16 protein-coding genes and 9 tRNA genes are annotated in these 27000 nt (G+C 41.3%); 19 read left to right on the forward strand and 6 right to left on the reverse strand.

Annotated features, from left to right (window positions below):
- The first annotated feature begins 4 nt into the window (after positions 1–4).
- The 3 genes from nadK (at position 5) to recN (ending at position 3441) form a co-directional block, all read left to right on the forward strand.
- Complete coding sequence (gene nadK, locus AC2IOM_RS12830; RefSeq protein WP_010560380.1) at positions 5–883, forward strand: NAD(+) kinase; 879 nt, start codon at positions 5–7, stop codon at positions 881–883.
- A gap of 210 nt (positions 884–1093) precedes the next feature.
- A complete protein-coding gene (locus AC2IOM_RS12835; protein ID WP_105171589.1) occupies positions 1094–1612 on the forward strand; it encodes a hypothetical protein in 519 nt (172 codons plus the stop codon).
- 164 nt (positions 1613–1776) lie between these two features.
- Entirely contained in the window at positions 1777–3441 is a 1665-nt protein-coding gene (recN, locus tag AC2IOM_RS12840) for a DNA repair protein RecN (protein WP_486358590.1), read from the forward strand.
- A gap of 97 nt (positions 3442–3538) precedes the next feature.
- Here recN and AC2IOM_RS12845 read toward each other — a convergent pair whose 3' ends face one another.
- The 4 genes from AC2IOM_RS12845 to AC2IOM_RS12860 all read right to left on the reverse strand — a co-directional run bounded on the left by AC2IOM_RS12845 (position 3539) and on the right by AC2IOM_RS12860 (position 11210).
- Positions 3539–4954: an FAD-dependent oxidoreductase gene (locus AC2IOM_RS12845; RefSeq protein WP_054980965.1), complete on the reverse strand. Its 1416-nt coding sequence runs from the start codon at positions 4952–4954 to the stop codon at positions 3539–3541.
- Positions 4955–4964: 10 nt separating this feature from the next.
- Positions 4965–9422 carry a glutamate synthase large subunit gene (gene gltB / locus AC2IOM_RS12850; RefSeq protein WP_486358591.1) on the reverse strand — a complete coding sequence of 1486 codons (4458 nt, stop codon included), beginning with the start codon at positions 9420–9422 and terminating at the stop codon, positions 4965–4967.
- A 479-nt stretch (positions 9423–9901) separates the two neighbouring features.
- On the reverse strand, positions 9902–10801 hold the full coding sequence (locus AC2IOM_RS12855; protein WP_486358592.1) for a substrate-binding periplasmic protein: 900 nt from the start codon (positions 10799–10801) through the stop codon (positions 9902–9904).
- A gap of 76 nt (positions 10802–10877) precedes the next feature.
- Positions 10878–11210, reverse strand: a complete 333-nt coding sequence (locus AC2IOM_RS12860) for a Grx4 family monothiol glutaredoxin (RefSeq protein ID WP_010560386.1) — start codon at positions 11208–11210, stop codon at positions 10878–10880.
- Positions 11211–11704: 494 nt separating this feature from the next.
- On the opposite strand from AC2IOM_RS12860, the gene AC2IOM_RS12865 reads away from it, so the two are divergent.
- The 4 genes from AC2IOM_RS12865 (at position 11705) to AC2IOM_RS12880 (ending at position 17276) form a co-directional block, all read left to right on the forward strand.
- A complete protein-coding gene (locus AC2IOM_RS12865) occupies positions 11705–12286 on the forward strand; it encodes a Fe-Mn family superoxide dismutase (RefSeq protein ID WP_010560387.1) in 582 nt (193 codons plus the stop codon).
- A gap of 223 nt (positions 12287–12509) precedes the next feature.
- Positions 12510–14432, forward strand: a complete 1923-nt coding sequence (locus AC2IOM_RS12870) for a PrkA family serine protein kinase (RefSeq protein ID WP_010560388.1) — start codon at positions 12510–12512, stop codon at positions 14430–14432.
- Positions 14433–14470: 38 nt separating this feature from the next.
- Positions 14471–15751: a YeaH/YhbH family protein gene (locus AC2IOM_RS12875; RefSeq protein ID WP_100913150.1), complete on the forward strand. Its 1281-nt coding sequence runs from the start codon at positions 14471–14473 to the stop codon at positions 15749–15751.
- 16 nt (positions 15752–15767) lie between these two features.
- The gene (locus AC2IOM_RS12880; RefSeq protein ID WP_486358593.1) at positions 15768–17276 is read left to right on the forward strand and encodes a SpoVR family protein; all 1509 of its coding nucleotides are present in this window, start codon (positions 15768–15770) and stop codon (positions 17274–17276) included.
- A 272-nt stretch (positions 17277–17548) separates the two neighbouring features.
- Here the strand turns inward: AC2IOM_RS12880 and AC2IOM_RS12885 are convergent, their stop codons facing one another.
- A complete protein-coding gene (locus AC2IOM_RS12885; protein WP_486358594.1) occupies positions 17549–20695 on the reverse strand; it encodes an HD domain-containing phosphohydrolase in 3147 nt (1048 codons plus the stop codon).
- Positions 20696–20778: 83 nt separating this feature from the next.
- Positions 20779–22512 carry a DNA repair helicase RadD gene (gene radD / locus AC2IOM_RS12890; RefSeq protein WP_486358595.1) on the reverse strand — a complete coding sequence of 578 codons (1734 nt, stop codon included), beginning with the start codon at positions 22510–22512 and terminating at the stop codon, positions 20779–20781.
- Between the two features lie 205 nt (positions 22513–22717).
- Between radD and AC2IOM_RS12895 the strand changes: the two genes are divergently transcribed.
- From AC2IOM_RS12895 to AC2IOM_RS12950, 12 genes are all read left to right on the forward strand, one after another.
- Positions 22718–23332, forward strand: a complete 615-nt coding sequence (locus tag AC2IOM_RS12895; RefSeq protein ID WP_100913146.1) for a 50S ribosomal protein L25/general stress protein Ctc — start codon at positions 22718–22720, stop codon at positions 23330–23332.
- A 19-nt stretch (positions 23333–23351) separates the two neighbouring features.
- A complete protein-coding gene (pth, locus tag AC2IOM_RS12900; protein ID WP_010560394.1) occupies positions 23352–23942 on the forward strand; it encodes an aminoacyl-tRNA hydrolase in 591 nt (196 codons plus the stop codon).
- A gap of 32 nt (positions 23943–23974) precedes the next feature.
- Entirely contained in the window at positions 23975–25066 is a 1092-nt protein-coding gene (gene ychF, locus AC2IOM_RS12905) for a redox-regulated ATPase YchF (RefSeq protein WP_010560395.1), read from the forward strand.
- Positions 25067–25783: 717 nt separating this feature from the next.
- Positions 25784–25860, forward strand: a tRNA-Met gene (locus tag AC2IOM_RS12910).
- Positions 25861–25970: 110 nt separating this feature from the next.
- A tRNA-Leu gene (locus AC2IOM_RS12915) sits at positions 25971–26055 on the forward strand.
- 37 nt (positions 26056–26092) lie between these two features.
- Positions 26093–26167: transfer RNA gene (locus AC2IOM_RS12920), tRNA-Gln, on the forward strand.
- 21 nt (positions 26168–26188) lie between these two features.
- Positions 26189–26273: transfer RNA gene (locus AC2IOM_RS12925), tRNA-Leu, on the forward strand.
- A gap of 48 nt (positions 26274–26321) precedes the next feature.
- Positions 26322–26396 (forward strand) — tRNA-Gln (locus AC2IOM_RS12930).
- A gap of 94 nt (positions 26397–26490) precedes the next feature.
- Positions 26491–26575: transfer RNA gene (locus AC2IOM_RS12935), tRNA-Leu, on the forward strand.
- 48 nt (positions 26576–26623) lie between these two features.
- Positions 26624–26698 (forward strand) — tRNA-Gln (locus AC2IOM_RS12940).
- Between the two features lie 2 nt (positions 26699–26700).
- Positions 26701–26777 (forward strand) — tRNA-Met (locus AC2IOM_RS12945).
- Between the two features lie 52 nt (positions 26778–26829).
- A tRNA-Leu gene (locus AC2IOM_RS12950) sits at positions 26830–26914 on the forward strand.
- Positions 26915–27000: the final 86 nt, after the last annotated feature.

A 27000-nucleotide genomic window follows, 5' to 3' on the forward strand; every position in this document is an offset into this window, starting at 1 on the left:
TTTTATGGCACAAGTATTTAATAACATAGGATTGATTGGCAAACCGAACCATGAAGGCGCGGCTGTAACACTTGCCAAACTGCATACCTTTTTAACGGCTCTCGGTTATCAAGTTTACGTTGAAAGCCGTGTCGCTGAACCCATTGTTGATGAAGAATATTCAGCGTCGTTAGTTGAAATTGGCCGCAACTGTGATTTAGCGATTGTGGTTGGTGGTGACGGTAACATGCTAGGCGCTGCTCGCGTGTTGGCTCGCTTTGATATTGCGGTTATCGGCGTAAATAGAGGTAATCTCGGTTTTCTGACCGACCTTGATCCCGATAATTTTGAGCGTGAGCTTGAGCAAGTACTGGCTGGTAAATTTAGTGAAGAAAAACGCTTCTTGCTGGAAGTGGAAATCTATCGCCATGAAGTGCTAAAAAGCTCAAATACGGCGGTTAACGAAGCCGTGCTGCATGCCAATAAAGTTGCACACATGATTGAGTTTGAAGCCTTTATTGATAGAGAGTTTGTATTTTCGCAAAAATCTGACGGCCTGATTGTGTCAACGCCAACAGGCTCTACAGCCTATAGTCTTTCTGGCGGCGGACCCATTTTAAACCCAAAACTCAACGCCATTTCATTGGTGCCTATGTTTCCGCACACACTAACAAGCCGCCCTCTCGTAGTGGATGCAAATAGTGAAGTGAAACTGGCATTGAGCCCTGCGAATGATGTGGACTTACAAGTGAGTTGTGATAGCCATGTTGTGTTAGCGGTATTGCCAGGTGATGAAATTGTAATCAAACGAAGTGAGCAACAGTTGCGCATGGTGCATCCAAGCAAATATTCGTATTACAATGTACTGCGCCAAAAGTTAAACTGGGGCAGCCGTTTATATTAATCAACCTGAAATCAACATAACAAATTAAGCTCTAGCGGACACTAAGGCATTACATCGTTAAATGTGCGTACACTAGCCCTATTTTATCGCACAAATTTGTCTTGTACTTGGAAAACCGATAAAACTAGAACTCACAAAAACATTATTGCTAAGTGTGTTACGCAATTTACTTAGCCAGATTCAGAGTAATCAATTGAAAGGAAAGAAAAAGTGGGGTTTGTAGTATTTTTAACCACCGTTTTATTAATTGTACTGTTAACGACATTTTTAGTCATAGATAACAATCGAAAAAAAGCATTAGCACTTGAAAAACAACAACAAAGCGAACGTATCGACGTTGTTAGCTCTCGTTACAGCAAAATAGTGCAAAGCTATGGCAAATCACGCATTGTAAAACCAAAAGACATTAGTGGGTTATCGCAAATCAACAACAATTATTTTGTAATGCAACGTAAAACTGATGAAACCATTACCCACTATGAACAAGTAATCGGTAACCTAACTGACTTACTCGAAAATGAGCTGCTAAAGTTTGAATCGGCAGACGATAAACTAACATTAAGTAAACAAATTTATGCCTTTGTTGAACAATTACCGACATCTGGCCACCAATTCAACAGTGATTTTTATTGGCATCAATTACCTTCATTAAGCCAGCAAGTGATAACGCCAACACTTGCATCTACCGATGAACACGTTGAGCCGGAACTTCACGAAGAAAACGTTTAATTTGATCTGCGCTAAAGGCTAAATACAAGCCATTAGCGCAATCCCTTTTCAATACATCTACTCACTCCTTTTTTCTTGTGCAACAAAATATCTTCATTTTTAACTTGCCTATTTTTTATTTACTGTATAAATTACCAGTTAATGTACTGTATGGATAATCAGTTATGTTAGCATCATTACAAGTAACAAATTTTGCAATTGTTGAACACCTTGATATTGAATGGCATCAAGGTATGACAACTATCACAGGTGAAACTGGCGCAGGTAAATCAATCGCTATTGATGCCCTATCGCTATGTTTAGGCGAACGTGCCGAAGCCAGCATGGTGCGTGAAAGCGCCGATAAAGCCCAAGTTTCGGCGGTATTTGATATTCAGAACTTACCTGCTGCGCAACACTTTATTAGTGAACATGAATTAGGTGATAGTAGCGAATGCATTATTCGCCGTGTAGTCTCGGCAAACGGCCGCAGTAAAGCATATATAAATGGCGTAATGGTGCCTGCAGGCCAGTTAAAGTCTCTCGGCAGCCTGCTTATTTCAATTCACGGCCAACACGCGCACCAACAGCTCAATAAAGCCGGTTATCAGTTGTCGGTAGTCGATAGCTTTGCGGGACACGTTGATCTTGTGAACGACGTTAAAACGGCATACAACGCACTGCAATCACTTGAAAAAGAAAAGGCGACGCTAAGTCAGTCACTACAACAAGCAGCAGCCGAAAAGCAATTGCTCGAGTATCAAGTGGCTGAGTTAGATGAGTTTTCTCTTGAGCACGGTGAGTTTGAAGAAATTGAACAGCAACATAAGCTGCTAAGTAACGCAAATTCGTTGCTTGAAGGTACACAAAAAGAGCTGCAAATTATTTATCAACAAGATAATTATAATGCGTACTCTATGGTGCAATCGAGCGCAAACCAAATTGCTGAGTTAGCAAGTTTAGATAAAAAATTGGCACCAATCGCCGACTTGTTATTTGAAGCAGGCATCAGTTTAGAAGAAGCTGCGCGCGAGCTTAGCCATTATCAAGACAGCATAGAGATGGACCCTGCGCAGTTATCAGAACTCGATGATCGTATCGCACGCGCACTTGATTTGGCAAGAAAACACGATATTTCACCTGAAGCAATCCCAGATTTACACGCTGAACTAAAGCAAAGTCTTGCCAACATTGAACAAAGTGACGAACGTCTCGCCGCACTAGAAAGCGAAATCGCCGAAGCGAAAGCACATTATGTGACTGTCGCAACACGCCTTTCGCAAAGCCGAAAAGTCGCAGCAGATGAACTATCAAAGCAAGTTACTGAATCACTAGTGATGTTATCAATGGAAAACGCAAAGTTTGCCATTGTGGTTGAGCAACAAGAGATAACCAGTAGCAAAGGCCTAGACAGCATAGATTTTCAAGTAGCTGCTAACACAGGCCAACGTTTACAACCGCTTGTGAAAGTAGCCTCGGGTGGTGAGCTATCACGTATTAGTCTTGCCATTGAAGTTATCATTGCAGATAAAATGACTACGCCAACCTTAATTTTTGATGAAGTCGATGTGGGTATTTCTGGCCCGACTGCATCAGCAGTTGGCAAATTATTACGCCAATTAGGCAACAGTACACAGGTAATTTGTGTAACCCACTTACCGCAAGTAGCATCAAGTGGCCATAATCAATTTTTTGTCAGTAAAAGCGATGATGGCACCCACACGCATACCCATATGTCGGTACTCGATAACTCGGGACGAATTGATGAAATTGCACGTTTATTAGGTGGCACGAATATTAGTGAAATTACCCGTACTAATGCCTCAGAATTACTGTCGCAATATCATTAAGCAAAAAAACATAAACACAAAAAAGGTGGGCATTTGCCCACCTTTTTTAATGCTATAAGCTGCCGTAAATGTTTAACCACATTCAGGCTATACAGCACTAAACTTCGAGATAATCCATAATGCCTTCTGCTGCGTTGCGGCCCTCATAAATAGCGGTAACCACTAAATCAGAACCCCTTACTGCATCGCCACCAGCAAAGATTTTAGGGTTAGATGTTTGATGCGTATATGCGCCTTGCTCAGGTGCCACAATACGGCCCCATTTATCAAGCTCTACATCAAACTCACTTAACCACGGCATTGCATGAGGCTGAAAACCAAACGCCATAATCACCGCATCGGCTGGCACAACATGCTCAGAACCTGCTACTTCCTCTGCACGACGGCGGCCATTTTCATCGGCCTCGCCAAGCTGCGTTTTAACCATTTTTACGCCAGTTACTTTGCCGCTGTCATTAAGTACAACCCCTTTTGGTTGTACATTAAACATAAACTCAACGCCCTCTTCTTTGGCATTTTTTACTTCACGTACTGAGCCTGGCATATTGGCTTCATCACGACGATAAGCACACACAACGCTACTGGCATTTTGACGAATTGAGGTACGCACACAGTCCATTGCTGTATCACCACCACCTAACACAACGACGCGTTTGCCTTGCATATTGATGTAAGATTCTGGTGTTTCGTCGTAACCCATTTGAAAATTGGTATTGGCAATTAAAAATGGCAATGCATCAAACACACCATCAGCATCTTCGTTTTCAAGACCTGCACGCATATTTTGATAAGTGCCCACTGCTAAAAATACCGCGTCGTATTCATCAATAATGGTTTGTAGTGCAATGTCTTTACCGACCTCGGTATTTAACACAAATTCAACGCCCATCCCCGTGAAAATTTCACGACGGTTTTCCATTACCGATTTTTCTAATTTAAACGATGGGATACCGAAGGTCAGTAAACCACCAATTTCAGGATGACGGTCAAACACCACCGGTTTTACACCATTACGCGCTAGAATATCAGCGCAACCTAAGCCTGCTGGCCCCGCACCGATAATAGCAACTTTCTTATCGCTCCAAACCACGTGCGACATATCTGGCTTCCAGCCCATCGCAAAGGCCGTATCAGAAATATATTTTTCGATATTACCTATGGTGACCGCACCGAACTCCTCGTTGAGTGTACATGCACCTTCACATAATCGGTCTTGTGGGCATACGCGTCCACATACTTCGGGTAAACTATTAGTTCGATGCGACAATTCAGCCGCTTCGATAACTTTGCCGGCTTTGATCAGTTTTAACCATTGCGGAATGTAGTTGTGTACAGGACACTTCCATTCACAATATGGATTACCACAGTCAAGGCAACGATCGGCTTGCGAATCAACTTGTTTCGCAGAAAACGGTTCGTAGATTTCAACAAACTGTTTTTTACGTGACGAAATAGGCTTTTTGCGCGGGTCGACACGCTGCACATCGATAAATTGATATACGTTTTGTGACATGGTACTTCTCCTATTGCGCCTGTATTCTTAATTCAGCACTTGAACGTGCTCTATGACCAAGCAAACCTTTCACATCACTCGATTTAGGCTTAACCAATCTAAATTGCGCAATGTATGACTCAAAATCAGCAAGAATTTGCTCTGCGCGATTTGATTGTGTTGCTTCTAAATGCTCGCCAATTAAGCCGCGTAAATGTTCGTGATGAATATTTAAATCTGCAAGCTCTACTAACTCAACCAGCTCTGTATTGATGCGTTTATCAAAGTCGCCTTTTTCATCAAGTACGTAAGCAAAACCACCTGTCATACCCGCGCCAAAGTTAATGCCAGTATCGCCTAGCACGCACACAATACCGCCAGTCATATATTCACAGCCGTTATCACCGAGTCCCTCGACTACTGCAATAGCACCCGAGTTACGTACCGCAAAGCGCTCACCCGCTCTGCCTGCAGCAAATAATTTACCGCCAGTTGCACCATACAAACAGGTATTACCTGCAATTGTTGCATGATGTGATTTAAACGATGAACCAAGCGGCGGACGTACGGTAATTTTACCGCCAGCCATGCCTTTACCGACATAATCGTTAGCATCACCAGTTACATGTAGTTCAAGACCGCCCGCATTCCAAACTCCCAGTGATTGGCCTGCAGTACCTTGCAATTCGATAATAATCGGATCGGCCGCTAACCCCTGATTTCCGTGAAGATCAGCAATATAGCCAGATAACAACGCACCAACTGAACGATCGGTATTTTGAATAGGCGCTCGCAATTTAATAGACGTTTTGCTCTCAATTGCCTCTTTTGCTTGAGCCAACAAACTTTCATTGAGTTTGCCTTCGTAGTGCGATGTATTTGGCGCACTGCAATATAAGGTTTCACCACTCTTATTATTTGGCTTTGCAATAACAGGCGATAAATCAAGCTTGCTTTGTTTTGCTGTTGTGCCTTCAAGCACTTCAAGCAGATCAGTTCGGCCAATTAAATCGACTAATTTAGTTACCCCTAAGCTCGCCATAATTTCGCGCGCTTCTTCTGCAATAAACTTAAAGTAGTTCATCGCCATTTCTGGTAAACCGTGATAATGCTTCGCACGCAGTGTTTCGTCTTGCGTTGCAACACCTGTTGCACAGTTATTTAAATGACAAATTCGCAGGTATTTACAGCCAAGAGCAACCATAGGACCGGTGCCAAAACCAAAGCTTTCTGCACCTAAAATAGCCGCTTTAATAATATCTAAACCTGTTTTTAAACCACCATCGGTTTGCAAACGAATACGGTGACGTAAACCATTTTCAACCAGCGCCTGTTGCGTTTCTGCAAGGCCTAGCTCCCAAGGACAACCCGCATATTTAACAGAGGTTAATGGTGAAGCGCCCGTACCACCATCGTAACCGGCGATGGTAATAAGGTCGGCATAAGCTTTAGCAACACCAGTAGCAATTGTGCCTACGCCCGGTTCAGATACTAGCTTCACTGAAATCATGGCATCTGGGTTTACTTGCTTTAAGTCAAAAATAAGCTGAGCTAAATCTTCGATTGAATAAATATCATGATGCGGTGGTGGCGAAATTAATGTTACGCCAGGTACTGAATAGCGCAGCTTAGCAATGTACGGTGTCACCTTTTCACCCGGTAACTGCCCGCCTTCACCAGGTTTTGCACCCTGAGCCACTTTTATCTGAATAACATCCGCATTTTTTAGATAGTGCGGCGTTACACCAAATCGACCCGATGCAACTTGCTTAATGCGCGAGTTCTTCTCGGTGCCGTAGCGAGCGACATCTTCACCGCCTTCACCTGAATTTGAACAGCCACCTAAGCGGTTCATGGCAATCGCTAGCGCTTCATGTGCTTCAGGCGATAACGCACCAATACTCATTGCCGCTGAGTCAAAGCGCTTATAAAGTTCAGTTGCATCTTCCACTTCACTCACATCAATAGCCGTTTGCCCTGTTTTCAGTTTTAACAGGTCACGAATATTAGTGACTGGACGAGTGTTTACTAAATCCGCATATTTTTGATAATCCTGATAATTACCTGAGCGCACGGCTACTTGTAATGTTTGGATCACATCGGGGTTGTACGCGTGATACTCGCCGTTATGCACATATTTTAATAAACCACCGTGGTCGAGCGGCTTGCGCTTGATCCATGCTTTACGCGATAAATTAATAAGATCTTGGTGGAAGTCGTTAAAGTCTGCACCTTGAATACGCGAAACAACACCTGAGAAACACAAGTCTACAACTTCATCGCTTAACCCTACTGCTTCAAAAAGCATTGAACAACGGTAGCTAGCAACGGTACTAATGCCCATTTTAGACATTATTTTGTAGAGACCTTTATTAATTGCATTCCGATACGCCAAGGTCACATCGCGATACGATTTTTCGATGATGCCGGTATCTACCATTTGTGTTAGCGTTTCATATGCTAAATATGGGTAGATAGCGGTAGCGCCAAAGCCGAGCAATACCGCAAATTGATGTGGGTCACGACAGCTTGCTGTTTCAATAATAATGTTAGTATCACAGCGTAAGTTCTTACTCACTAAACGACGTTGCACCGCACCCACCGCCATCGCAGCAGGAATTGGTAAGGTGTCAGGCGTTAAACCCTTATCGCTTAATACAATCAATACCGTACCTTGACGCGCTAACGCTTCCGCTTGGTCACATACGTTTTCAATTGCCGATAACAATGAGCCATCTTTATCATAGTTAATCGACAATGAGGCAAATGAATAATGCGCCTGATCTGCAGAGAGTAACTGGCTCATATCAGAGTAAGTCAATACTGGCGATGAAAACTGCAAGCGTTTTGCGTGGCCTGTTGTTTCATTAAATACGTTTTGTTCACGACCAATACAGGTAGCCAGTGACATAACATGATTTTCACGCAATGGGTCGATTGGCGGGTTTGTCACCTGCGCAAACTTTTGACGGAAATAGTCATACACTAAACGTGATTGTGACGACAGCACGGCAAATGGCGTGTCATCGCCCATTGACCCCGTTGCTTCTTGGCCTGAGTTACCCATTGGGCGAATAACTTGGTCAAGTTCTTCATTACTGTAAGCAAACTGCTTGTGGTAAATCGCCAGCATATCATCGTCGTATTCACGTTGACCGATAAGGTCTTGCTCGTCAATTTCCTCTAATGGTACTAAACGTTTCACGTTATCAGTTAACCACTGCTTATAGGTATGACGCTTTTTCAAATCTTCGTCGATTTCGCACGATTGCCATACTTTGCCATGCAATGTATCAATAACAAGCAATTCACCCGGCCCAACACGGCCTTTTTCTTTAACCTCGTCAGCAGAGTAATCCCAAATACCAACTTCTGACGCTAAAGTAATATGATTGTCTTTAGTAATTACATAACGCGCAGGACGTAACCCGTTTCGGTCTAAGTTACACGCTGCAAATCGGCCATCCGACATTACTAACCCTGCAGGACCATCCCAAGGCTCCATGTGCATTGAGTTAAAATCATAAAAAGCACGTAAGTCTTCATCCATCGCTCGGTTTTTCTGCCATGCAGGTGGCACTAGCATGCGCATCGCTCGGAAAATATCCATACCACCCGCTAAGAATAGCTCTAGCATATTATCTAAGCTTGAGCTATCTGAGCCCGATTCATTTACAAAAGGTGCCGCGCTTTGTAAGTCAGGCAGTAATGGTGACGAAAACTTATATGCGCGCGCTCTTGCCCACTGGCGGTTACCTTCGATAGTATTAATTTCGCCGTTGTGTGCAAGGTATCTAAATGGTTGTGCCAACGGCCAGCGCGGTTGCGTATTGGTAGAAAAACGTTGGTGGAAAACGCAGATAGCAGATTCCATACGCATATCGGCTAGATCAAGGTAGAAATTCGGCAAATCTGCCGGCATCATTAAGCCTTTATACACCGATACTAAGCCCGATAGGCTCGCAATATAAAAATGATCATCGTTAATTTGTTTTTCTATGCGACGTCGTGCGATATACAAACGGCGTTCTAAATCTTTTGGACGCCAGCCTTCTGGCGCTGAAATAAAGACCTGTTGAAAATTCGGTAATTGTTCTAGCGCAATAGGTCCTAGACTTGCTGGATTAACGGGCACATCGCGCCAACCAACCAGTTTTAGCGTTTCTTTTTCTAGTTCTTCACTAATAATCTGTTTGTTGTGCTCAGCGATAACCGGATCAGGACTTAGGAATAACATACCAACAGCGTAGTTTTTACCTAAGTGCCAATCGTTTTCAGCGGCAACAGCACGGAAGAAACCGTCTGGTTTTTGCAATAACAACCCACAGCCATCGCCGGTTTTACCATCTGCTGCAATACCACCGCGGTGTTGCATTCGATCTAACCCAGTGATCGCTGTGCGAACTAATTTGTGACTCGGCTGACCTTCAATGTGCGCGATAAGGCCAAAACCGCAATTATCTTTTTCTAATCTCGAGTCATATAACATGTTGGACTCCTCCCTTGCTACAGCTCAAGTGAACAAAACAGTTGTGATTGACGGAAGTATTGGCATAACCGTATCGAAGTTTTATGACAGTTCGATAAGTAATAGCGATTTTGTTAACGCGAAACAAAGGTTGCTAATGTTGGTATGTGCCGTGTGTTCACTTGCGCGATTCTCAAAATTAACCAAGATATTGCTTAGAGTCAACCAAATTGTGAATACATATTCAGGTTATTGAATATTTTTCACTTATACATAAATTCAACAAATCTGCCGATAAAAGCCTCTAAACTGGGGTTATCTTGGTTATAGGATCTTATTGACACCGGTATCACATTAACACCATGTAAATAAAAACAACTCTCAACTGTAGTTTACGTAAACGTAAACTATTCATGATTTTGAATATTTATTCATGGTAATACCAATTAACCGAAAAACCACTTTTTAAACTTGAATTATCTTGTACATCAGGCAGGACGCTAGTTTGCGGGCGAACACTTTCCAGCGTTTTGTTGAATGGTTTTAATCGTTCCGGCTTGCTCAAACTCTGATAGCTTGGCATTAATTTTAACTTGCAGCGATTGCCACATTGCGTTGCGTTTACTTATAGCATAGTAAAAATCATTATATTGAAAGGCGGGTTCAATGAATTTAATTTGATTTTTGTCACCTTGCTCGTCGTGACTTAATAGGTAATCGATCACATTGGGATCAGCAACAATGTAATCTACCCGACTCGCCAATAAGAGTTTTAGGTTTTGTTGATCATCACGCGCTTGAATTGCATTAAAAAAGCCAAGATCAAGGTGCTTATCAAACTCAGGGGTATTTTGATACCCTCTTACAACGCCAATTCGTGCCCCTTGGATCGACTGAAAAGTGCCATTGTACTTTGCTTTATAATTTTCACGGCTCATTAGCCCAATTAAGCCGCCTGCGTAAGGAGTCGATAAGGCTAAATTGTTGCGTCTAAAGCTATTAGCTATTACATCACTGGGGGCGGTCACTTCTATAAAGTATTCTGGAAACAAAATATCAGCCTGCCCTAATTCAGCCATGCGTACCGAGCGAGCCCAAGGAAAAAACTCGACACTAATTCCAAACCCAAGTTCATTAAATAGCGCTGCGGTAAGTGTAAATACCCAACCTTTGTCACATAAATTACGGTCAACGTATGGCGGCCAATCAAGTGTTACTAAACTTAATTGCTGTGGTAATTCACGGGCTATTTCAAAACGGTTGGCAGAGGGCTGATTAACGGTGATCGTTTTAGTTTGTTGCTGATGTTGATATGAAAGATCAAATGATTTTGCAACGCTCTCTAAACTCAATAAAAACAGCGTAACAACTAGAAGAATAAAATAAGGTTGAAAAGTCATACTAAGCTTAAAACATCATACTAATGATTTAAGCTTAGCAAAAATACCACAAAATCAATTACTACTTAACGTAATATTATTCTGCTTCTTTATTTTTAGCGGCTACTTCAGTGATTAAAGGTTGTAGTTCACCGCGTTGGAACATTTCAACAATAATGTCACAACCACCAATTAGCTCACCTTCAACCCATAACTGTGGGAACGTAGGCCAGTTTGCATAAGCTGGTAACTCTGCACGGATATCAGGGTTTTGAAGAATATCAACGTACGCAAATTGCTCACCACATGCCATTAACGCTTGTGACGCTTGAGATGAAAAACCACAGCTCGGTAATTTTGGAGAGCCCTTCATATAAAGTAGAATTGAGTTTTCTGCGATCTGTTGCTTAATCTTGTCTAACGTTTCCATTTACTACCTCGACACCTTTTGGCGTAATTTATCTTTGTTTAGCAATTCAACCGAGTGATTTACTCGCCTTATTTGGCACACTAGCGCAGTTTCATTGTCGATTATTACTCTTTTTCAACATGCCAATAGGCCTATTCGCATCTATTGGCAGGCATTTGACCATGCACATCTCACACACTAAATTATCAATTACATCGGTTAAAACGAGCCGATAATCGCGCGTTAGGCCTTAGCTCAAATACCTAGCTGAAAAAATATCAACAAAGTTAAATGCACCCTATCACAATAGGTGAATTTTCTTTAAGTTAATACTATGCTAGACGCGTTGAATAACAGTTAAAATGTAACTAACTGTTTATAATATAACCGCAAATTATTTCTAGCATTGCTGTTTATAAAAACTTGAGTAAAATACTCGGGTATAGTTTAACACTTATATCGGACATCTTCATATAAAATGTTGTCCGCTTTTTTAACGCCAACGGAGAAATAAAATGGCTTTTGAACTACCGTCACTACCATATGCAATCGATGCGCTTGAGCCGCATATCTCAAAAGAAACACTAGAGTTCCACCACGGTAAGCACCACAACACATACGTTGTAAAACTAAATGGTCTAGTAGAAGGCACTGACTTCGAAGGCAAAACTCTTGAAGAAGTAGTATGTAGCTCTGAAGGTGGTGTATTCAACAACGCAGCACAAATCTGGAACCACACATTCTACTGGAACAGCCTTTCACCAAACGGTGGTGGCGAGCCAACAGGTAAAGTTGCTGAGCTAATCAACGCAAAATGGGGTTCTTTCGCTGAATTCCAAGCTGCTTTCAACGACAAAGCTGTTAACAACTTTGGTTCAAGCTGGACATGGTTAGTACAACTAGCTGACGGCAGCCTAGACATCGTTAACACGTCAAATGCAGCTACACCACTAACTGAAGCGGGTGTTACGCCAATCATCACTGTTGACCTTTGGGAACACGCTTACTACATCGATTACCGTAACGTGCGTCCTGAATACCTAAACGGTTTCTGGGCACTAGTTAACTGGGAATTTGCAAACGCAAACCTAGCTTAATTCCTATTTTTGTCAGTAAAACGCATGCGTTTTACTGACATTTCCCAGCACTTTTCATAATTCCTCACCGACTATTGCATAATATTCAACGCTCTGAAATATAGTAAAGTTTTTTCTTTAAATATCTTTTATTTATCTCGCACAATCAAAAATCCCGTCTAACCTTATAAATAGTGGCTAGTTTTATTGCTGTTGCAAAATTTCCGGTATTTAGGAGGTCTATATGACAATTTTTGATCATTTCCAATCTCGTTACGAAGCAGCAAAAGAAGAAGAATTTACTATTGCTGAGTTTCTCGAGATCTGTAAAGAAGATAAATCCGCCTATGCCAGCTCAGCAGAGCGGTTATTAATGGCGATTGGTCAGCCTGAAATGGTGGATACATCACAAGATCCAACACTCAGTCGTATTTTTTCTAACCGTGTTATTCCGCGCTACCCTGCCTTTAAAGAATTTTATGGCATGGAAGATAGCATCGAACAAATCGTTGCCTACTTAAAGCATGCAGCGCAAGGGCTTGAAGAATGCAAACAGGTACTTTATTTACTTGGCCCTGTAGGTGGTGGTAAGTCGTCGCTTGCTGAAAAGCTAAAGTACCTAATGCAAAAAGTACCTATTTATTGCCTTAAAGATTCCCCTGTAAATGATCACCCCCTTTGCTTATTCGACCCAGTAGAAGACGGCGATATCCTCGAAAAAGAATATGGTATTAGCAATCGATACATAAAAACAATTATGTCACCGTGGGCCACTAAGCGCCTGCACGAATTCAACGGTGATATTACGAAATTTAAAGTAGTAAAGCGTTACCCATCTATTCTAGACCAAGTTGCTATCGCGAAAACTGAGCCTGGCGATGAGAATAACCAAGACATCAGCGCGCTTGTAGGTAAAGTGGACATTCGTAAGCTTGAACATTTTGCGCAAAGCGATGCCGATGCATACGCCTATTCCGGTGCACTTTGCCATGCTAACCAAGGTTTAATGGAATTTGTTGAAATGTTTAAAGCACCAATTAAAGTGCTTCACCCATTATTAACCGCAACCCAAGAGGGTAACTACAACGGTACCGAAGGTCTCTCTGCTCTGCCCTTCAATGGTATGATTTTGGCTCACTCTAATGAATCAGAATGGCAAACGTTTAAAGGCAATAAAAACAACGAAGCGTTTTTAGACCGTGTTTACATTGTGAAAGTACCTTATTGCCTGCGTGTCTCTGAAGAAATGAAAATTTACGAGAAACTACTACAACACTCAGAACTAAACGAAGCGCCATGTGCCCCAGGTACACTAGAAACGCTAGCGCAGTTTTCAGTGTTATCACGAATTAAAGAACCTGAAAATTCAAGTCTTTATTCAAAAATGCGCGTGTACGATGGCGAGAGCTTAAAAGACACCGACCCGAAGGCTAAATCGTTCCAAGAATACAAAGATTACGCCGGTGTTGACGAAGGCATGAACGGCCTATCAACACGTTTCGCGTTTAAGATTTTATCGCGTGTTTTCAACTTTGACCACACTGAGGTGGCAGCCAACCCGGTTCATTTATTCTATGTGCTAGAGCAACAAATTGAGCGCGAGCAATTCCAACAAGAAACCCAAGAGCGCTACCTTGAGTTCTTAAAGGGTTTCTTAATTCCGAAATATGTAGAGTTTATCGGAAAGGAAATTCAAACCGCTTATTTGGAATCCTACTCTGAATATGGCCAAAATATTTTCGACCGTTATGTAACCTATGCCGATTTCTGGATCCAAGATCAGGAGTTCCGCGACCCAGATACAGGCCAATTATTTGATAGAGCTGCACTCAATGCAGAACTAGAGAAAATTGAAAAGCCAGCGGGAATTTCTAATCCAAAAGATTTCCGCAACGAGATCGTAAACTTTGTTTTAAGAGCGCGTGCTAACAACAATGGTAAAAACCCTGTTTGGACGAGCTATGAAAAATTAAGAACGGTCATCGAAAAGAAAATGTTCTCAAATACCGAAGATCTGCTGCCTGTTATTTCATTCAATGCAAAAACCAGCGCCGAAGATCAACAAAAGCACGAGGACTTTGTTAACCGCATGGTTGAAAAAGGCTATACAGCTAAACAAGTTCGTTTGCTCAGTGAATGGTATTTACGAGTTCGTAAGTCACAGTAAGTTAGTAGTAATTGTAAAGAAGACCTACGGAGGCGTATATGGCACATTTTATTGACCGACGCTTAAACGGGAAAAACAAAAATACGGTTAACCGCCAACGTTTTATTAAGCGTTACAAACGCCAAATTAAAGAGGCGGTTTCCGATGCGATTGCCAAACGCAGCGTAACTGACGTGGAAACAGGCGAAAGTATTTCGATTCCAAGTCGTGATATGCAAGAGCCTATTTTCCATCAAGGTAAAGGTGGCAAACGCGATATGGTGCATCCAGGCAATGACCAATTCAGTCAAGGGGACAGAATAAAACGCCCCCTTGGCGGACAAGGTCAAGGTGGTGGCGAAGGTGATGCCAGTGACTCTGGAGAAGGCCAAGATGATTTTGTTTTTTCCATTTCAAAAGATGAATACTTAGACTTGCTGTTTGAAGATCTTGCACTGCCAAATTTGAAACAGAATCAACTCAACAAGTTAGTTCAAATGAAAACCCATCGTGCTGGTTACAGTAACGATGGAGTGCCTTCAAATATTGATATTGTTCGTTCATTGCAAGGCTCAGTCGCAAGACGCATTGCCATGACCGCAGGCAAAAAACGTCAATTAGCTGAACTTGAGCAAAAACTTGCTGAGCTTACAAAAAACAAAAAGGACAACCAAAGCGAAATTGCCCTGCTTGAAAAAGAAATAGAGCAACTTAAAAATAAAATTGCCACAGTACCGTTTATTGATACCTTTGATTTACGTTTTAGAAACTATGAGAAGCGCCCTGAGCCAAGTTCTAAAGCTGTGATGTTTTGCTTAATGGATGTGTCGGGCTCGATGGATCAAGCAACCAAAGAAACCGCAAAACGGTTTTATATTTTGCTTTATTTATTTTTAACTCGTACCTACAAGGACATCGAAGTTGTTTACATTCGTCACCATACCCAAGCGAAAGAAGTCGATGAACACGAGTTTTTCTATTCGCAAGAAACCGGCGGCACAATCGTATCAAGCGCATTAAAGCTCATGGACGAAATAATCAAAGAGCGCTATGACTCTGAGCAGTGGAATATTTATGCTGCGCAAGCATCTGATGGTGATAACTGGGCTGATGATTCGCCACAATGCAGTGATTGGCTTACAAATAAAATTCTGCCTGTTACGCGCTATTACGCTTATATCGAAATCACCACACGAGCACATCAAAGCCTATGGCGTGAATATCAAGTGCTCGCCGATACCCATGAAAACTTCGCCATTCAACACATTAAATCTGTGGAAGACATTTACCCTATATTCAGAGAGCTATTTAAAAAAGATACCACCGCAGATGTAGCTTAATTTTCAAGGACTAGTTATGAGTAAAAAAGTACTAAGCGATGGTCCTGATTGGACATTCGATTTACTCGGAGAATACCAAACCGAGATTGCTAGGGTTGCTGAGATTTACCGCCTCGATACTTACCCTAATCAGATTGAAGTAATTACTGCAGAGCAAATGATGGATGCCTACTCCAGTGTTGGCATGCCTATTGGATATAATCATTGGTCTTTTGGCAAAAAATTTATTCAAACAGAGCAAAACTACAAACGTGGTGCAATGGGGCTTGCATACGAAATTGTAATCAATTCAGATCCGTGCATTGCATACTTGATGGAAGAAAACACCATGCCAATGCAAGCTCTGGTTATGGCACACGCGTGTTATGGGCATAATTCATTTTTTAAAGGTAATTACCTTTTTAAAACCTGGACCGATGCAAGCTCTATAATTGATTATTTACTGTTTGCTAAAAATTATATCGCCGAATGTGAACAAAAGTACGGCGTTGAAGAAGTCGAAAAACTACTCGACTCGTGCCATGCATTAATGAATTATGGTGTAGACCGCTACAAACGACCTCAACAAATATCCCTTTTTGAAGAACAAAAAAGGCAGAAAGAACGCGAAGATTACTTACAATCTCAAGTTAATGAATTGTGGAAAACCATTCCCTCACAACAAAACGAAGCTGAAACACAAGCCGCACGCTTTCCCAGTGAGCCACAAGAGAATATTCTTTATTTTATTGAAAAACGAGCACCATTACTCGAAATATGGCAACGCGAAATAATCCGTATTGTGCGCAAAATTTCGCAATATTTTTACCCACAAAAGCAAACTCAAGTAATGAATGAAGGTTGGGCAACATTTTGGCACTACACCTTACTTAATCACTTGTACGATGAAGGAAAGTTAAGTGACGCCTTTATGTTAGAAGTGCTGCAATCCCATACTAATGTTGTGTATCAGCCGCCTTATAACTCGCCCTACTATTCTGGCATTAACCCCTATGCCCTCGGTTTTAATATGATGGTGGATATTCGTCGTATATGCGAAAACCCAACAGATGAAGACAAACGGTGGTTTCCTGAAATCGCTGGCAGTAACTGGCTCGATACTTTGCATTTTGCGATGGAAAATTTCAAAGATGAAAGCTTTATCAGTCAGTTTTTATCGCCTAAGTTAATGCGTGACTTTAAGTTTTTTTCTATCTTAGATAACGAGAAAGAAAGCCATTTAGAAGTCAGTGCAATTCACAATGAATCGGGCTACCACGCCATTCGTCAGGCACTCTCTGAGCAATATAACCTAAGTAATTTAGAACCCAACATTCAGGTGTTCAATGTTAATGTTCGAGGCGACCGTGCGCTTACACTGCGTTATACGCCACATAACGATATACCGCTTGCGAGCACTAAAGACCAAGTGATTAAACATTTATATCGTTTATGGGGGTTTGACGTTATTTTAGAGCAAGAAGATGCAAACGGTGAAATAACAGAAATTGCCCGTTGTCCGCTCTCAACTGCGGATAGTATTTAAAGCGACTGTGTGAGCAAGCAAACCACTCTTACAACCTAAATTAGGCAAAATCAAACCAAATTAGGTTATGTCTCAAGAAATTAAAAAAGGCTTTTAACAAGCCTTTTTTAATTTCTTATAACCATGCTATTTCAGTTGTTGATATAGCTAAACACACCAAAAGCCAAGCGAAAAATTCGACCCTGAGTTATCTAATTTTCAACTCTCAACACATTTAATAATGCATTTGCTGCGTTAACATACTCACGCAGTTATAAAACCTATATCATAGGCTATAAGTATTTAGTTAAATCAATCTCATCAATTTGTTCTTTTGGCATGTACTTTTGTGCATATTGCTTATACACGCCAGAGCGTAAAAAGAGCTTAAACACTTCAATATCAACATGCTGATCGAGTGACATTTTATGCAAAATATCAATCGCCACACTAAGGGGTTTTGCCTTTTTATAAGGTCTATCTGATGCGGTAAGTGCTTCAAATATATCTGCAAGTACCAAAATACGCTCGGGAATTGATAAATCATCCCCTGTTAACTTGCGTGGATACCCCGTTCCTTTGAGTGTTTCATGGTGAGTTGAGGCATAACGTGGCACATTCGATAATTCACATGGGAAAGGCAGTGAATCAAGCATTTTAATTGTGCCGATAATGTGCTCGTTAATAATAAAACGATCTTCCGCAGTCAGTGTGCCACGACCAATTTTAAGGTTATACAACTCGCCTAAATTCGCTTTATACTCAGGCACTTCAATATTGATACCTAAATGAGGCGCATACTCAACCGCCTGCTCTCGTTTGATGATGTGATCTTCTTTATCAGCTAATAATTGCTCGGTTATCGGCAATACTTCATCAGGTTGATCATTTTTTAACTCTTCAAGCGGTGATAATCCTTTTTTATCACTAAAATGGCGCAGCCATGTACGTTTTGCTATTTCTTCTAAGCGCATTATTTTGTCTTCTTCCATAAATTCGCCACCTTGGTTAATTTTGGCAACAAATTCGTACTCTTCATAAAGCGCCTGCTGAGTAGCATTTAGCTCAAGTTGTAATTCGCTTTCGCACTCTGGCTGTTGCTGCAACTGCTTATAAAAACTAATTTCTGCATCGCGTAATAAGACTTCAAAGCGCATTCTTATCTCGTGAATACGGTTATAAATACACTCTAACTTAGTACCTTTATCAACAATGTGCTCTGGCGTAATTATTTTGCCGCAATCATGTAACCATGCAGCTAATTTGAACTCTCGTTTTTTATCATCGGTATCCAGTTTAAATGCTTTAAAATGAGGTTCGTCGCAATCACTCGCATGATCCACAAGCATAAGGCCTAGTTCTGGTACACGGTTGCAGTGGCCGGCTGTGTAAGGTGATTTATCATCGATTGCTTGCGCTATTAATTTTACAAAAGAATCGAGCAATTCTGCTTGTTTTGCTTCATGTTCTTGGATAGATTCGGCCATTTGATTGAGCGACTCAAACACATCGTCAATTTCTTTAATAAAGCTATGCTCAACGTCGATTGCGTTATATTTTCGTTGTTTTATTTTTGTATTCTCAGCGCTTAAACGGCGCATTGCAGCGACAATGGGACTCGCAACAAAATAGGTTAACGGCATTAACAAACACAAAATAATGGTTGTCACTATTATTGATTTAGTGACATAGCTTAGCCCCTCTGAATACGCGAGCTTAGTGGGGATCAGCAAGGCTAAGTAATTTTGTTCTTCTGTACCAAGCGTTGTAGGTGCGATAAAAAGTAAATAGTCGGTATTTTCAATTTCGATAACTTGTAAGCGATTGTGGTTAGCATTGTCTTTTGACAGCGTAATTAGTTGCTTATAAGGCACAACCGTTGAGGCATCCACGGCCTTTGCGCTTCGATCAAACGTTAGCCACTGCTCAGATAAATAAGCAAGTTCCTGTTGCGTTATATTTTCAAGTGCAAAGTTTAGCAGTTCAATAATTTTGTTGTCTTTTGCCACCATACGAAGGTGTGTATCAAAACTTAATAAGCTCGCATCAATATTTGTATGAAATTGCAGCCCGTCAATAAAAAACATCTTCGCCGTATAAGCTAGTATCAACTGACTATCAATTGCGGCATCTACTGTGCCATTTTTAACTGCTAACAATGCCATTTGTAAGTCGGCTACTTCAACAACGGTGATTTCTGGGTAACTGTGCTTTATTGCTGCAACCAGTGACCAGCCTTCAGGAATGGCTAATCGTTTATTATTAAGATCAGAAAGAGATGAAATTGTATTGTTTTCGGGTAAGGTTGCGAGTGTCAGTGGCAAATTAAGCAAAGGTTTAGAGTATACGCCCCATTGTTTATTACTCAATGTTTGATGCACTGGCTGCAACACATCAATTTTGCCGTTTTGATACAAAGAAACTAACTCAGACCACGTATAACCATTGATAAAATTAATCTCTAAGTTAAGTTTTTGCCCGAGTAAAGAGATTAATGTTGGTGTATACCCTTTCGGCATACCTGAAATGGAAAAGTCGACCGGCGCCCAATTTATTTCATTACTTACACTAAGAGAGCCAATTTCCTTTACTAATGCTTGCTGCTCGCTAGAAAGCGTTAACGGCTCAACATTAAGCGCTGCGTTATCTTTGCCATTTAAATTGCTGAGCAGTAACTCACCCTGACTATCATAAATATACGCTTCTATACTGTCTGAGTTGCGATTATGCTCAAAGCTGCCATTAAGCTGCTTAGCGATTGTTTGCAATGTTAAGTCAACGGCCACAACATGGTTGGTGCCATGAACAATCTTCGAATAGGTTTGGCCAGAAGCCTGTAAATGATGAAATAGATAAGGTGGGGATTTTACAACACGTTTTGTATTGGCGTTAATAAACCAATGCCTGCTACTTGCATCGTAATCACTGTCTTCAATTTTGCTGTGTCTTACCTGCAATTTATCGTTAAGGTACTCAGTTTTTCTAACTCTTTGCTCGCCATCGGTATAAATATGTATTTTAACAAACCGATCTTCCATTGCGGCATCGAGCTGCTTCCGGACTTTTTGGTTAGTCTCAAGATTAATCAACTCATAAAAATCGCCATTATCAAACCCATAGTAAATAGCGTAAAAATCATTATGGTCAATAAGTAAATCGGTGAGAATTTGGTCTGCTTTGCCAACAAGCGTATGACCTTCAATTAACGATGAATATTTAGCGAGTAATGATGCGGTATTTTTCGCAGTATCATCCATTTTTGATACTGATAACTCAACTTGCTTGGCTACTTGTTCAGCAAACTGCTGACTGGCGCTTACCGTAATTTGTTTAGAAAAGTAGTATTGTAAGCCAATAGCAACGCATGCAGTAATTACAGCGATTAATAAACAAATAAACGCGAGCGTTACGCGAAAGGTAATTCTAGTACTTGAAAACATCGTCCCTGCCTGTTTTTTTCTTAGAGTTTAGTTCTATTTTTGAACAAGCGCCAAATACTTATTGTTTGTTTTATATAAATTTTTTATCTTAACTCATGAGCTTTTCTAAATTGCCCTTGGTAGTCAAAAATTCGCTCTACCACTTTATGTTTACCTTTGTCTCGTTTTGCAACCACAAAGTCCGGCACCTTTAGCAATGATTGATGAGTAACGACTGAGTTAGGGTTAGAAAAATCAATTTTACTGGTAACACCCACGCGCAAAAACTGCCGTTTAAAATAAAACGACGCTTTGTCTGACGATAAGCTAAAGTATTCGCTCACGTCTGCTCCATCTTCATCATGATAAGTCACTTTCAGTCGCTGATTATGTGCTTCTAACTGCATGCCACTGACGCGCAATACCAATGCATTTTTTAAATTAAGCGCATCACGTAACTTATCATCAGGATCAACAATAGGTTGATGGCACTGATGACACTGCCTCGCGGCAATATCATTTTGTGCGCCACACTGCTCACATTCTTTATAGCGAAAGCGAAAATCACACTGCTCGCTATACCCCTCGTCTTCTAAGATCCCCTGACAACGACGACCAAAATGCTCTATGACTTTGCCATCCCTATCGGTTTTACCCCAAAAGGTGTTAGCAAAACCACAACCGGGGCACAGCACCTGCACAGGTTCACTGTCGCTATTAGGCTTAACGCTGCCTACCTCGGGGTGAAATAAATCAAAGCCATTAGCGGCATAATCAATGACCAAGCATTCGGTTTTACCTTCAGCAAGGCGTAAACCCCGCCCCACAATTTGTTGATACAAGCTAACCGACTCGGTTGGCCTTAAAATAGCGATAAAATCCACATGCGGTGCATCAAATCCTGTAGTGAGCACTGATACATTCACCAAATATTTAATGTCTTTTGCTTTAAATCGGCGAATAATTGCATCGCGTTCAGCGTTATGGGTATCACCAATCACCAGCGCACTTTGCGTTTTTGGTAAATATTCAATGATCTCTTGTGCGTGTTGAATGGTTGAAGCAAAAATCATCACCCCCTGACATGAGTCAGATAGCTCAAGCACCTGATTAATAATCGCTTTAGTTGCACGCTGATTTTCTTGCAGCAGTTGGTTGAGATCACGTTCGCTAAAACGCCCAAACGCATCTTTACTGAGTGAATCAAAGTCATAGTGCGTGATTGCGGCGTTGATTAATTTTGGTGGCGTAAGGTATTGATGCTTAATCATATACCTTAATGGCAGTTCATAAATGCAATGTTCAAACGGGGCATTTTCATCTCCCCTTACAAAGCCGTGGTAATGAAAGCGATAAATAAAACCAAGTCCTAAACGATAAGGTGTGGCGGTTAAACCCAGCACTTTTAACTCAGAGTTCTTCCCTTTTATATGGCTAATCAACTTTTGATATTGTGAATTATCATCGCCAGAGACGCGGTGGCATTCATCGATAATCACCAATGAATACTCGTCATTTAGTGCATCAAGGTTTTGCCCAAGTGACTGAACGCTGGCAAAGGTAACCTGGTGTGCGAGCGACTTTTGTTTAAGCCCTGCCGAATAAATGCTCGCTTTTAAGCCAAAACTTTCATATTTTTCATGGTTTTGCTCCACAAGCTCTTTAACATGTGTCACCACCAATATTTTTTTACGTGCAAGACGCGCGAGTTCGGCAATTACTAAACTCTTCCCTGACCCTGTGGGTAATACAATAACCGCTGAGTGATTGCTTTTGCGAAAGTGAGCTAAGGTTTTTTCAACCGCTTCTTGCTGATAAGGTCTTAATTGATAGGCCACGTGATACTTGCTTTGATTATCGAGTTAATCTAATTATGCCATTAGGTTTTGCAATCATGAAACCAGCATTTCACCCTTCGCTTTTTAAAAGTACAATAATGGTTTCTTTTATTAGGTTGCAGTGTTACTATAGCGCGCCTTTTTTAGGTGAGAGCTTTGGTCGCGAAGCTTTCAACATACTTTAATTAAAATATTGGAGACATTCATGTCTAACGAATTATACACATTAGATGCAGAAGTACGTTCTGACTTAGGTACTGGTGCGAGCCGCCGCCTACGCCGTGCTGACAAAGTTCCTGCTGTTCTTTACGGTGCAGAAAAAGAAGCTGTATCTCTTACTTTAGCTCACAACAAAGTGATCAAAGCGCAAGAAGATGAAGGTTTCTACAGCCACATCCTTACTTTAAACATTGGCGGTGAAAAAGTTGAAGCTATCCTTAAAGATATCCAACGTCACCCGTTCAAGCCTAAAGTTATGCACTTAGATTTCCAACGCGTTGACGCTGCTCACAAGATCCACACTAAGGTTCCTGTACACTTCCTTAACGAAGAAGCTGCAACTAAAGGCGGTAACACTGTTGCTCACCACGTAACAGAAATCGACGTTACATGTCTTCCAGCACAACTTCCTGAGTTCATCGAAGTTGACGTAGCTGCTATCGAAGTTGGTGCAACTGTACACCTTTCTGATATCGCTCTTCCAGCTGGCGTTGTTTCAGTTGAGCTTGCTAAAGGTGCAGATCACGACCAAGCAGTTGTGACTTTAAACGCTCCTAAAGGCGCTGCTTCTGAAGAAGCTTCAGAAGAAGCTGCAGAATAATTATTAAGGTGTTAGCACCTTGAATAATATTCAAATGCTTGTGGGCCTGGCTAATCCAGGCCCCGAATACGCAAAAACCCGTCATAATGCTGGTGCATGGTTCATCGAAGAACTTGCCAAACGTTACAACTGCATTCTCAAACACGATTCTAAACATCACGGCCTAGTTGGCAAAGTGATTATCCAAAATCAAGAATTCAAATTATTGATCCCCACTACTTTTATGAACTTAAGTGGTAAAGCGGTCAGTAGTTTAGCCAATTTTTACAAAATTCCTGTCGAAAATATTTTAGTCGCACACGATGAAATGGACCTTGAGCCTGGTATTGCCAAAATTAAAAAAGGCGGTGGACACGGCGGCCATAACGGACTAAAAGACATCATTAGTAAAATGGCAAACCAAAAAGAATTTATGCGTTTGCGAATTGGTATTGGTCACCCAGGTCATAAAGACAAAGTCACTGGCTGGGTACTAGGAAAAGCACCTGCCGCAGATCAAGCTTTAATTGATGATGTGGTGGATGAGGCAGTTCGCTGCATGGAAATACTAGCAAAAGACGGTGTGTTAAAAGCACAAAACAGATTACATACATTTAAACCAGTCGCTTAAGACTGGTTTAACTTAGTTTAAGGTTTATTATTATGGGTTTTAAATGTGGCATCGTTGGTCTACCAAATGTAGGTAAATCAACACTATTTAATGCACTTACGCAGGCTGGTATCGAAGCTGCAAACTTTCCATTTTGTACCATCGAACCAAATACAGGCGTTGTTGCGGTTCCAGATGCACGCCTAGATCAACTAGCTGCTATCGTAAATCCACAAAAAGTACTAGCAACAACAATGGAATTTGTTGATATTGCAGGTCTTGTAAAAGGTGCGTCAAAAGGTGAAGGTTTAGGTAACCAATTCCTTGCAAATATTCGCGAGACTGATGCAATTGGTCACGTTGTACGTTGTTTTGAAAATGAAAACATTGTACACGTTGCAGGTCAAATTGACCCTGCAGACGATATTGACGTTATCAACACTGAATTAGTACTTGCTGATATGGAAGCAGCTGATCGTGCAGTGCAACGTAACGCTAAAAAAGCAAAAGGCGGCGACAAAGACGCGAAATTCGAACTCGTTGTGCTTGAAAAAGTGAAAGCGCACCTTGATGAAGGCCTTACACTTCGTTCATTAGAGCTCGAAAAAGAAGAAAAAGCAGCAATCCAGTACATCAACTTCTTAACTATTAAGCCGACAATGTACATAGCCAACGTAAATGACGATGGTTTTGAAAACAACCCATTCTTAGATAAAGTGCGTGAGATTGCAGCACAAGAAAATGCGGTAGTTGTACCTGTATGTGCTGAAATCGAAGCTGAGTTATCAGAATTAGACGACGAAGACAAAAAAGAGTTTATGGATGACTTAGGCTTAGAAGAGCCAGGTTTAAACCGTGTAATTCGCGCGGGCTACGAATTACTTAACTTACAAACCTACTTCACTGCTGGTGTTAAAGAAGTACGTGCATGGACTATTCCTGTCGGTGCAACGGCGCCGCAAGCTGCAGGTAAAATCCACACTGACTTTGAACGCGGCTTTATTCGTGCTCAAACTATCGGCTTTGATGACTACATTGAGTTCAAAGGCGAATCAGGTGCTAAAGAAGCAGGTAAAATGCGTCAAGAAGGTAAAGATTACATTGTTAAAGATGGCGATGTAATGAACTTCTTATTTAACGTATAAGAAAATAGTGTTTAAAAAGGCTCGCATCTGCGGGCCTTTTTTCTTTCTACTGGCCCATGCTAGGGCGGCAAGACAGCTTTAATACTAAATTCAAATATTCACCCATCAACTAAGCGTGCTTATCTGAAGCAAATCCCAATTTATCCATTTCACAAATCCAGCTTAATTTGTGCAACTCAATTTCAGGTGTGTACTCAAAATAGTAAAGCACCTCAACTTAGAAAACCGGTTTTTACTGCAATCAAGGGTTTTGCTCAATGTAAGGCTCATTTTCGTGAAGCAAAAGTGCGCCTCTATTACAGATAAACCTATAGTAAAATTGCGCGATAACAATGCTATAAAGACATTCGTTATCCAGATTTGCAATCACTGGCAACCTTACGCTTGAAAATAATGCCACTTTGATATTTAGATATGCTTAAAAGTTAATCTAGCAATATTTCTTAGCGTTGCTATTTTCACTTCTTAACACAATAAAATACACAGCATCCACAAGTAAAAATGAATGAAGACTTTTAAATATTTAAATTCCAACAGTACGCTTTGTATAATATTTAACTTAAACAACCTTCTGTTTTGCGGTTTTTTGTTCAGTTCGAATAAAAAAAACGCAAACAACTCGGAATATTCATTTTTTTGAAAAAAAGGTGTTGACGGATTTGGGGGTAATCAGCATAATACGCCCCGCATCAGCGATGATGACAACGAACAAAACATGGCTACGTAGCTCAGCTGGTTAGAGCACATCACTCATAATGATGGGGTCCCCTGTTCAAATCAGGGCGTAGCCACCATGTTTTAAAACATGCTACCATAGTTTTGTTTAAGTATGCGAAAGTTGCGGGATTACCCAACGTTTTGAATTAAACGCTGGATTTAGGTTCCAATAATACTCGAGCAATATGCGGGAGTGGCGGAATTGGTAGACGCGCTGGATTTAGGTTCCAGTATCTTCGGATGTGAGAGTTCAAGTCTCTCCTTCCGCACCATGTTCTGATAGGAACTAAAACTATCTACTACCATTGCTGGAGTATCGCCAAGCGGTAAGGCAGCGGGTTTTGATCCCGCCATTCCCAGGTTCAAATCCTGGTACTCCAGCCATCTCTTCTAGAGATACCCTGTGCGGGAGTGGCGGAATTGGTAGACGCGCTGGATTTAGGTTCCAGTATCTTAGGATGTGAGAGTTCAAGTCTCTCCTTCCGCACCATGTTCTCGATAAGAACTAAACTAATCGCTTTCTCGAAAGAGTAATCGTTGGAGTATCGCCAAGCGGTAAGGCAGCGGGTTTTGATCCCGCCATTCCCAGGTTCAAATCCTGGTACTCCAGCCAACTCTTCTTAGAGATACCCTATGCGAAAGTGATGGAATTGGCAGATGTTTTGAAATAGACGCTGGATTTAGTTCCAAATATACTTAAGCAATATGCGGGAGTGGCGGAATTGGTAGACGCGCTGGATTTAGGTTCCAGTATCTTCGGATGTGAGAGTTCAAGTCTCTCCTTCCGCACCATGTTCTCGATAAGAACTAAACTAATCACTTACTCGAAAGAGTATTCGTTGGAGTATCGCCAAGCGGTAAGGCAGCGGGTTTTGATCCCGCCATTCCCAGGTTCAAATCCTGGTACTCCAGCCATTGGCTACGTAGCTCAGCTGGTTAGAGCACATCACTCATAATGATGGGGTCCCCTGTTCAAATCAGGGCGTAGCCACCATGTTTTTAAACATGACTACCAAAACAGTTTAACTGTTGAAAAATACCCATGTGCGGGAGTGGCGGAATTGGTAGACGCGCTGGATTTAGGTTCCAGTATCTTCGGATGTGAGAGTTCAAGTCTCTCCTTCCGCACCATTTTTCAATTATACCTCCTCTGTTATCTCTGTTATCTCTGTTATCTCTGTTATCTCTGTTATCTCTGTTATCTCTGTTATCTCTGT

It is taken from the genome of Pseudoalteromonas sp. NS-SX12 (genome assembly GCF_057367955.1).

Bases quoted from the DNA above. Each gene is read 5' to 3' on its own strand.
- AC2IOM_RS12860 (WP_010560386.1), bottom strand. From the start codon at position 11,210: ATGGAAACGTTAGACAAGATTAAGCAACAGATCGCAGAAAACTCAATT.
- AC2IOM_RS12880 (WP_486358593.1), top strand. From the start codon at position 15,768: ATGAGTAAAAAAGTACTAAGCGATGGTCCTGATTGGACATTCGATTTA.
- AC2IOM_RS12885 (WP_486358594.1), bottom strand. From the start codon at position 20,695: ATGTTTTCAAGTACTAGAATTACCTTTCGCGTAACGCTCGCGTTTATT.
- AC2IOM_RS12895 (WP_100913146.1), top strand. From the start codon at position 22,718: ATGTCTAACGAATTATACACATTAGATGCAGAAGTACGTTCTGACTTA.
- ychF (WP_010560395.1), top strand. From the start codon at position 23,975: ATGGGTTTTAAATGTGGCATCGTTGGTCTACCAAATGTAGGTAAATCA.
- nadK (WP_010560380.1), top strand. From the start codon at position 5: ATGGCACAAGTATTTAATAACATAGGATTGATTGGCAAACCGAACCAT.
- AC2IOM_RS12845 (WP_054980965.1), bottom strand. From the start codon at position 4,954: ATGTCACAAAACGTATATCAATTTATCGATGTGCAGCGTGTCGACCCG.
- recN (WP_486358590.1), top strand. From the start codon at position 1,777: ATGTTAGCATCATTACAAGTAACAAATTTTGCAATTGTTGAACACCTT.
- AC2IOM_RS12865 (WP_010560387.1), top strand. From the start codon at position 11,705: ATGGCTTTTGAACTACCGTCACTACCATATGCAATCGATGCGCTTGAG.
- gltB (WP_486358591.1), bottom strand. From the start codon at position 9,422: ATGTTATATGACTCGAGATTAGAAAAAGATAATTGCGGTTTTGGCCTT.
- AC2IOM_RS12875 (WP_100913150.1), top strand. From the start codon at position 14,471: ATGGCACATTTTATTGACCGACGCTTAAACGGGAAAAACAAAAATACG.
- AC2IOM_RS12855 (WP_486358592.1), bottom strand. From the start codon at position 10,801: ATGACTTTTCAACCTTATTTTATTCTTCTAGTTGTTACGCTGTTTTTA.
- AC2IOM_RS12870 (WP_010560388.1), top strand. From the start codon at position 12,510: ATGACAATTTTTGATCATTTCCAATCTCGTTACGAAGCAGCAAAAGAA.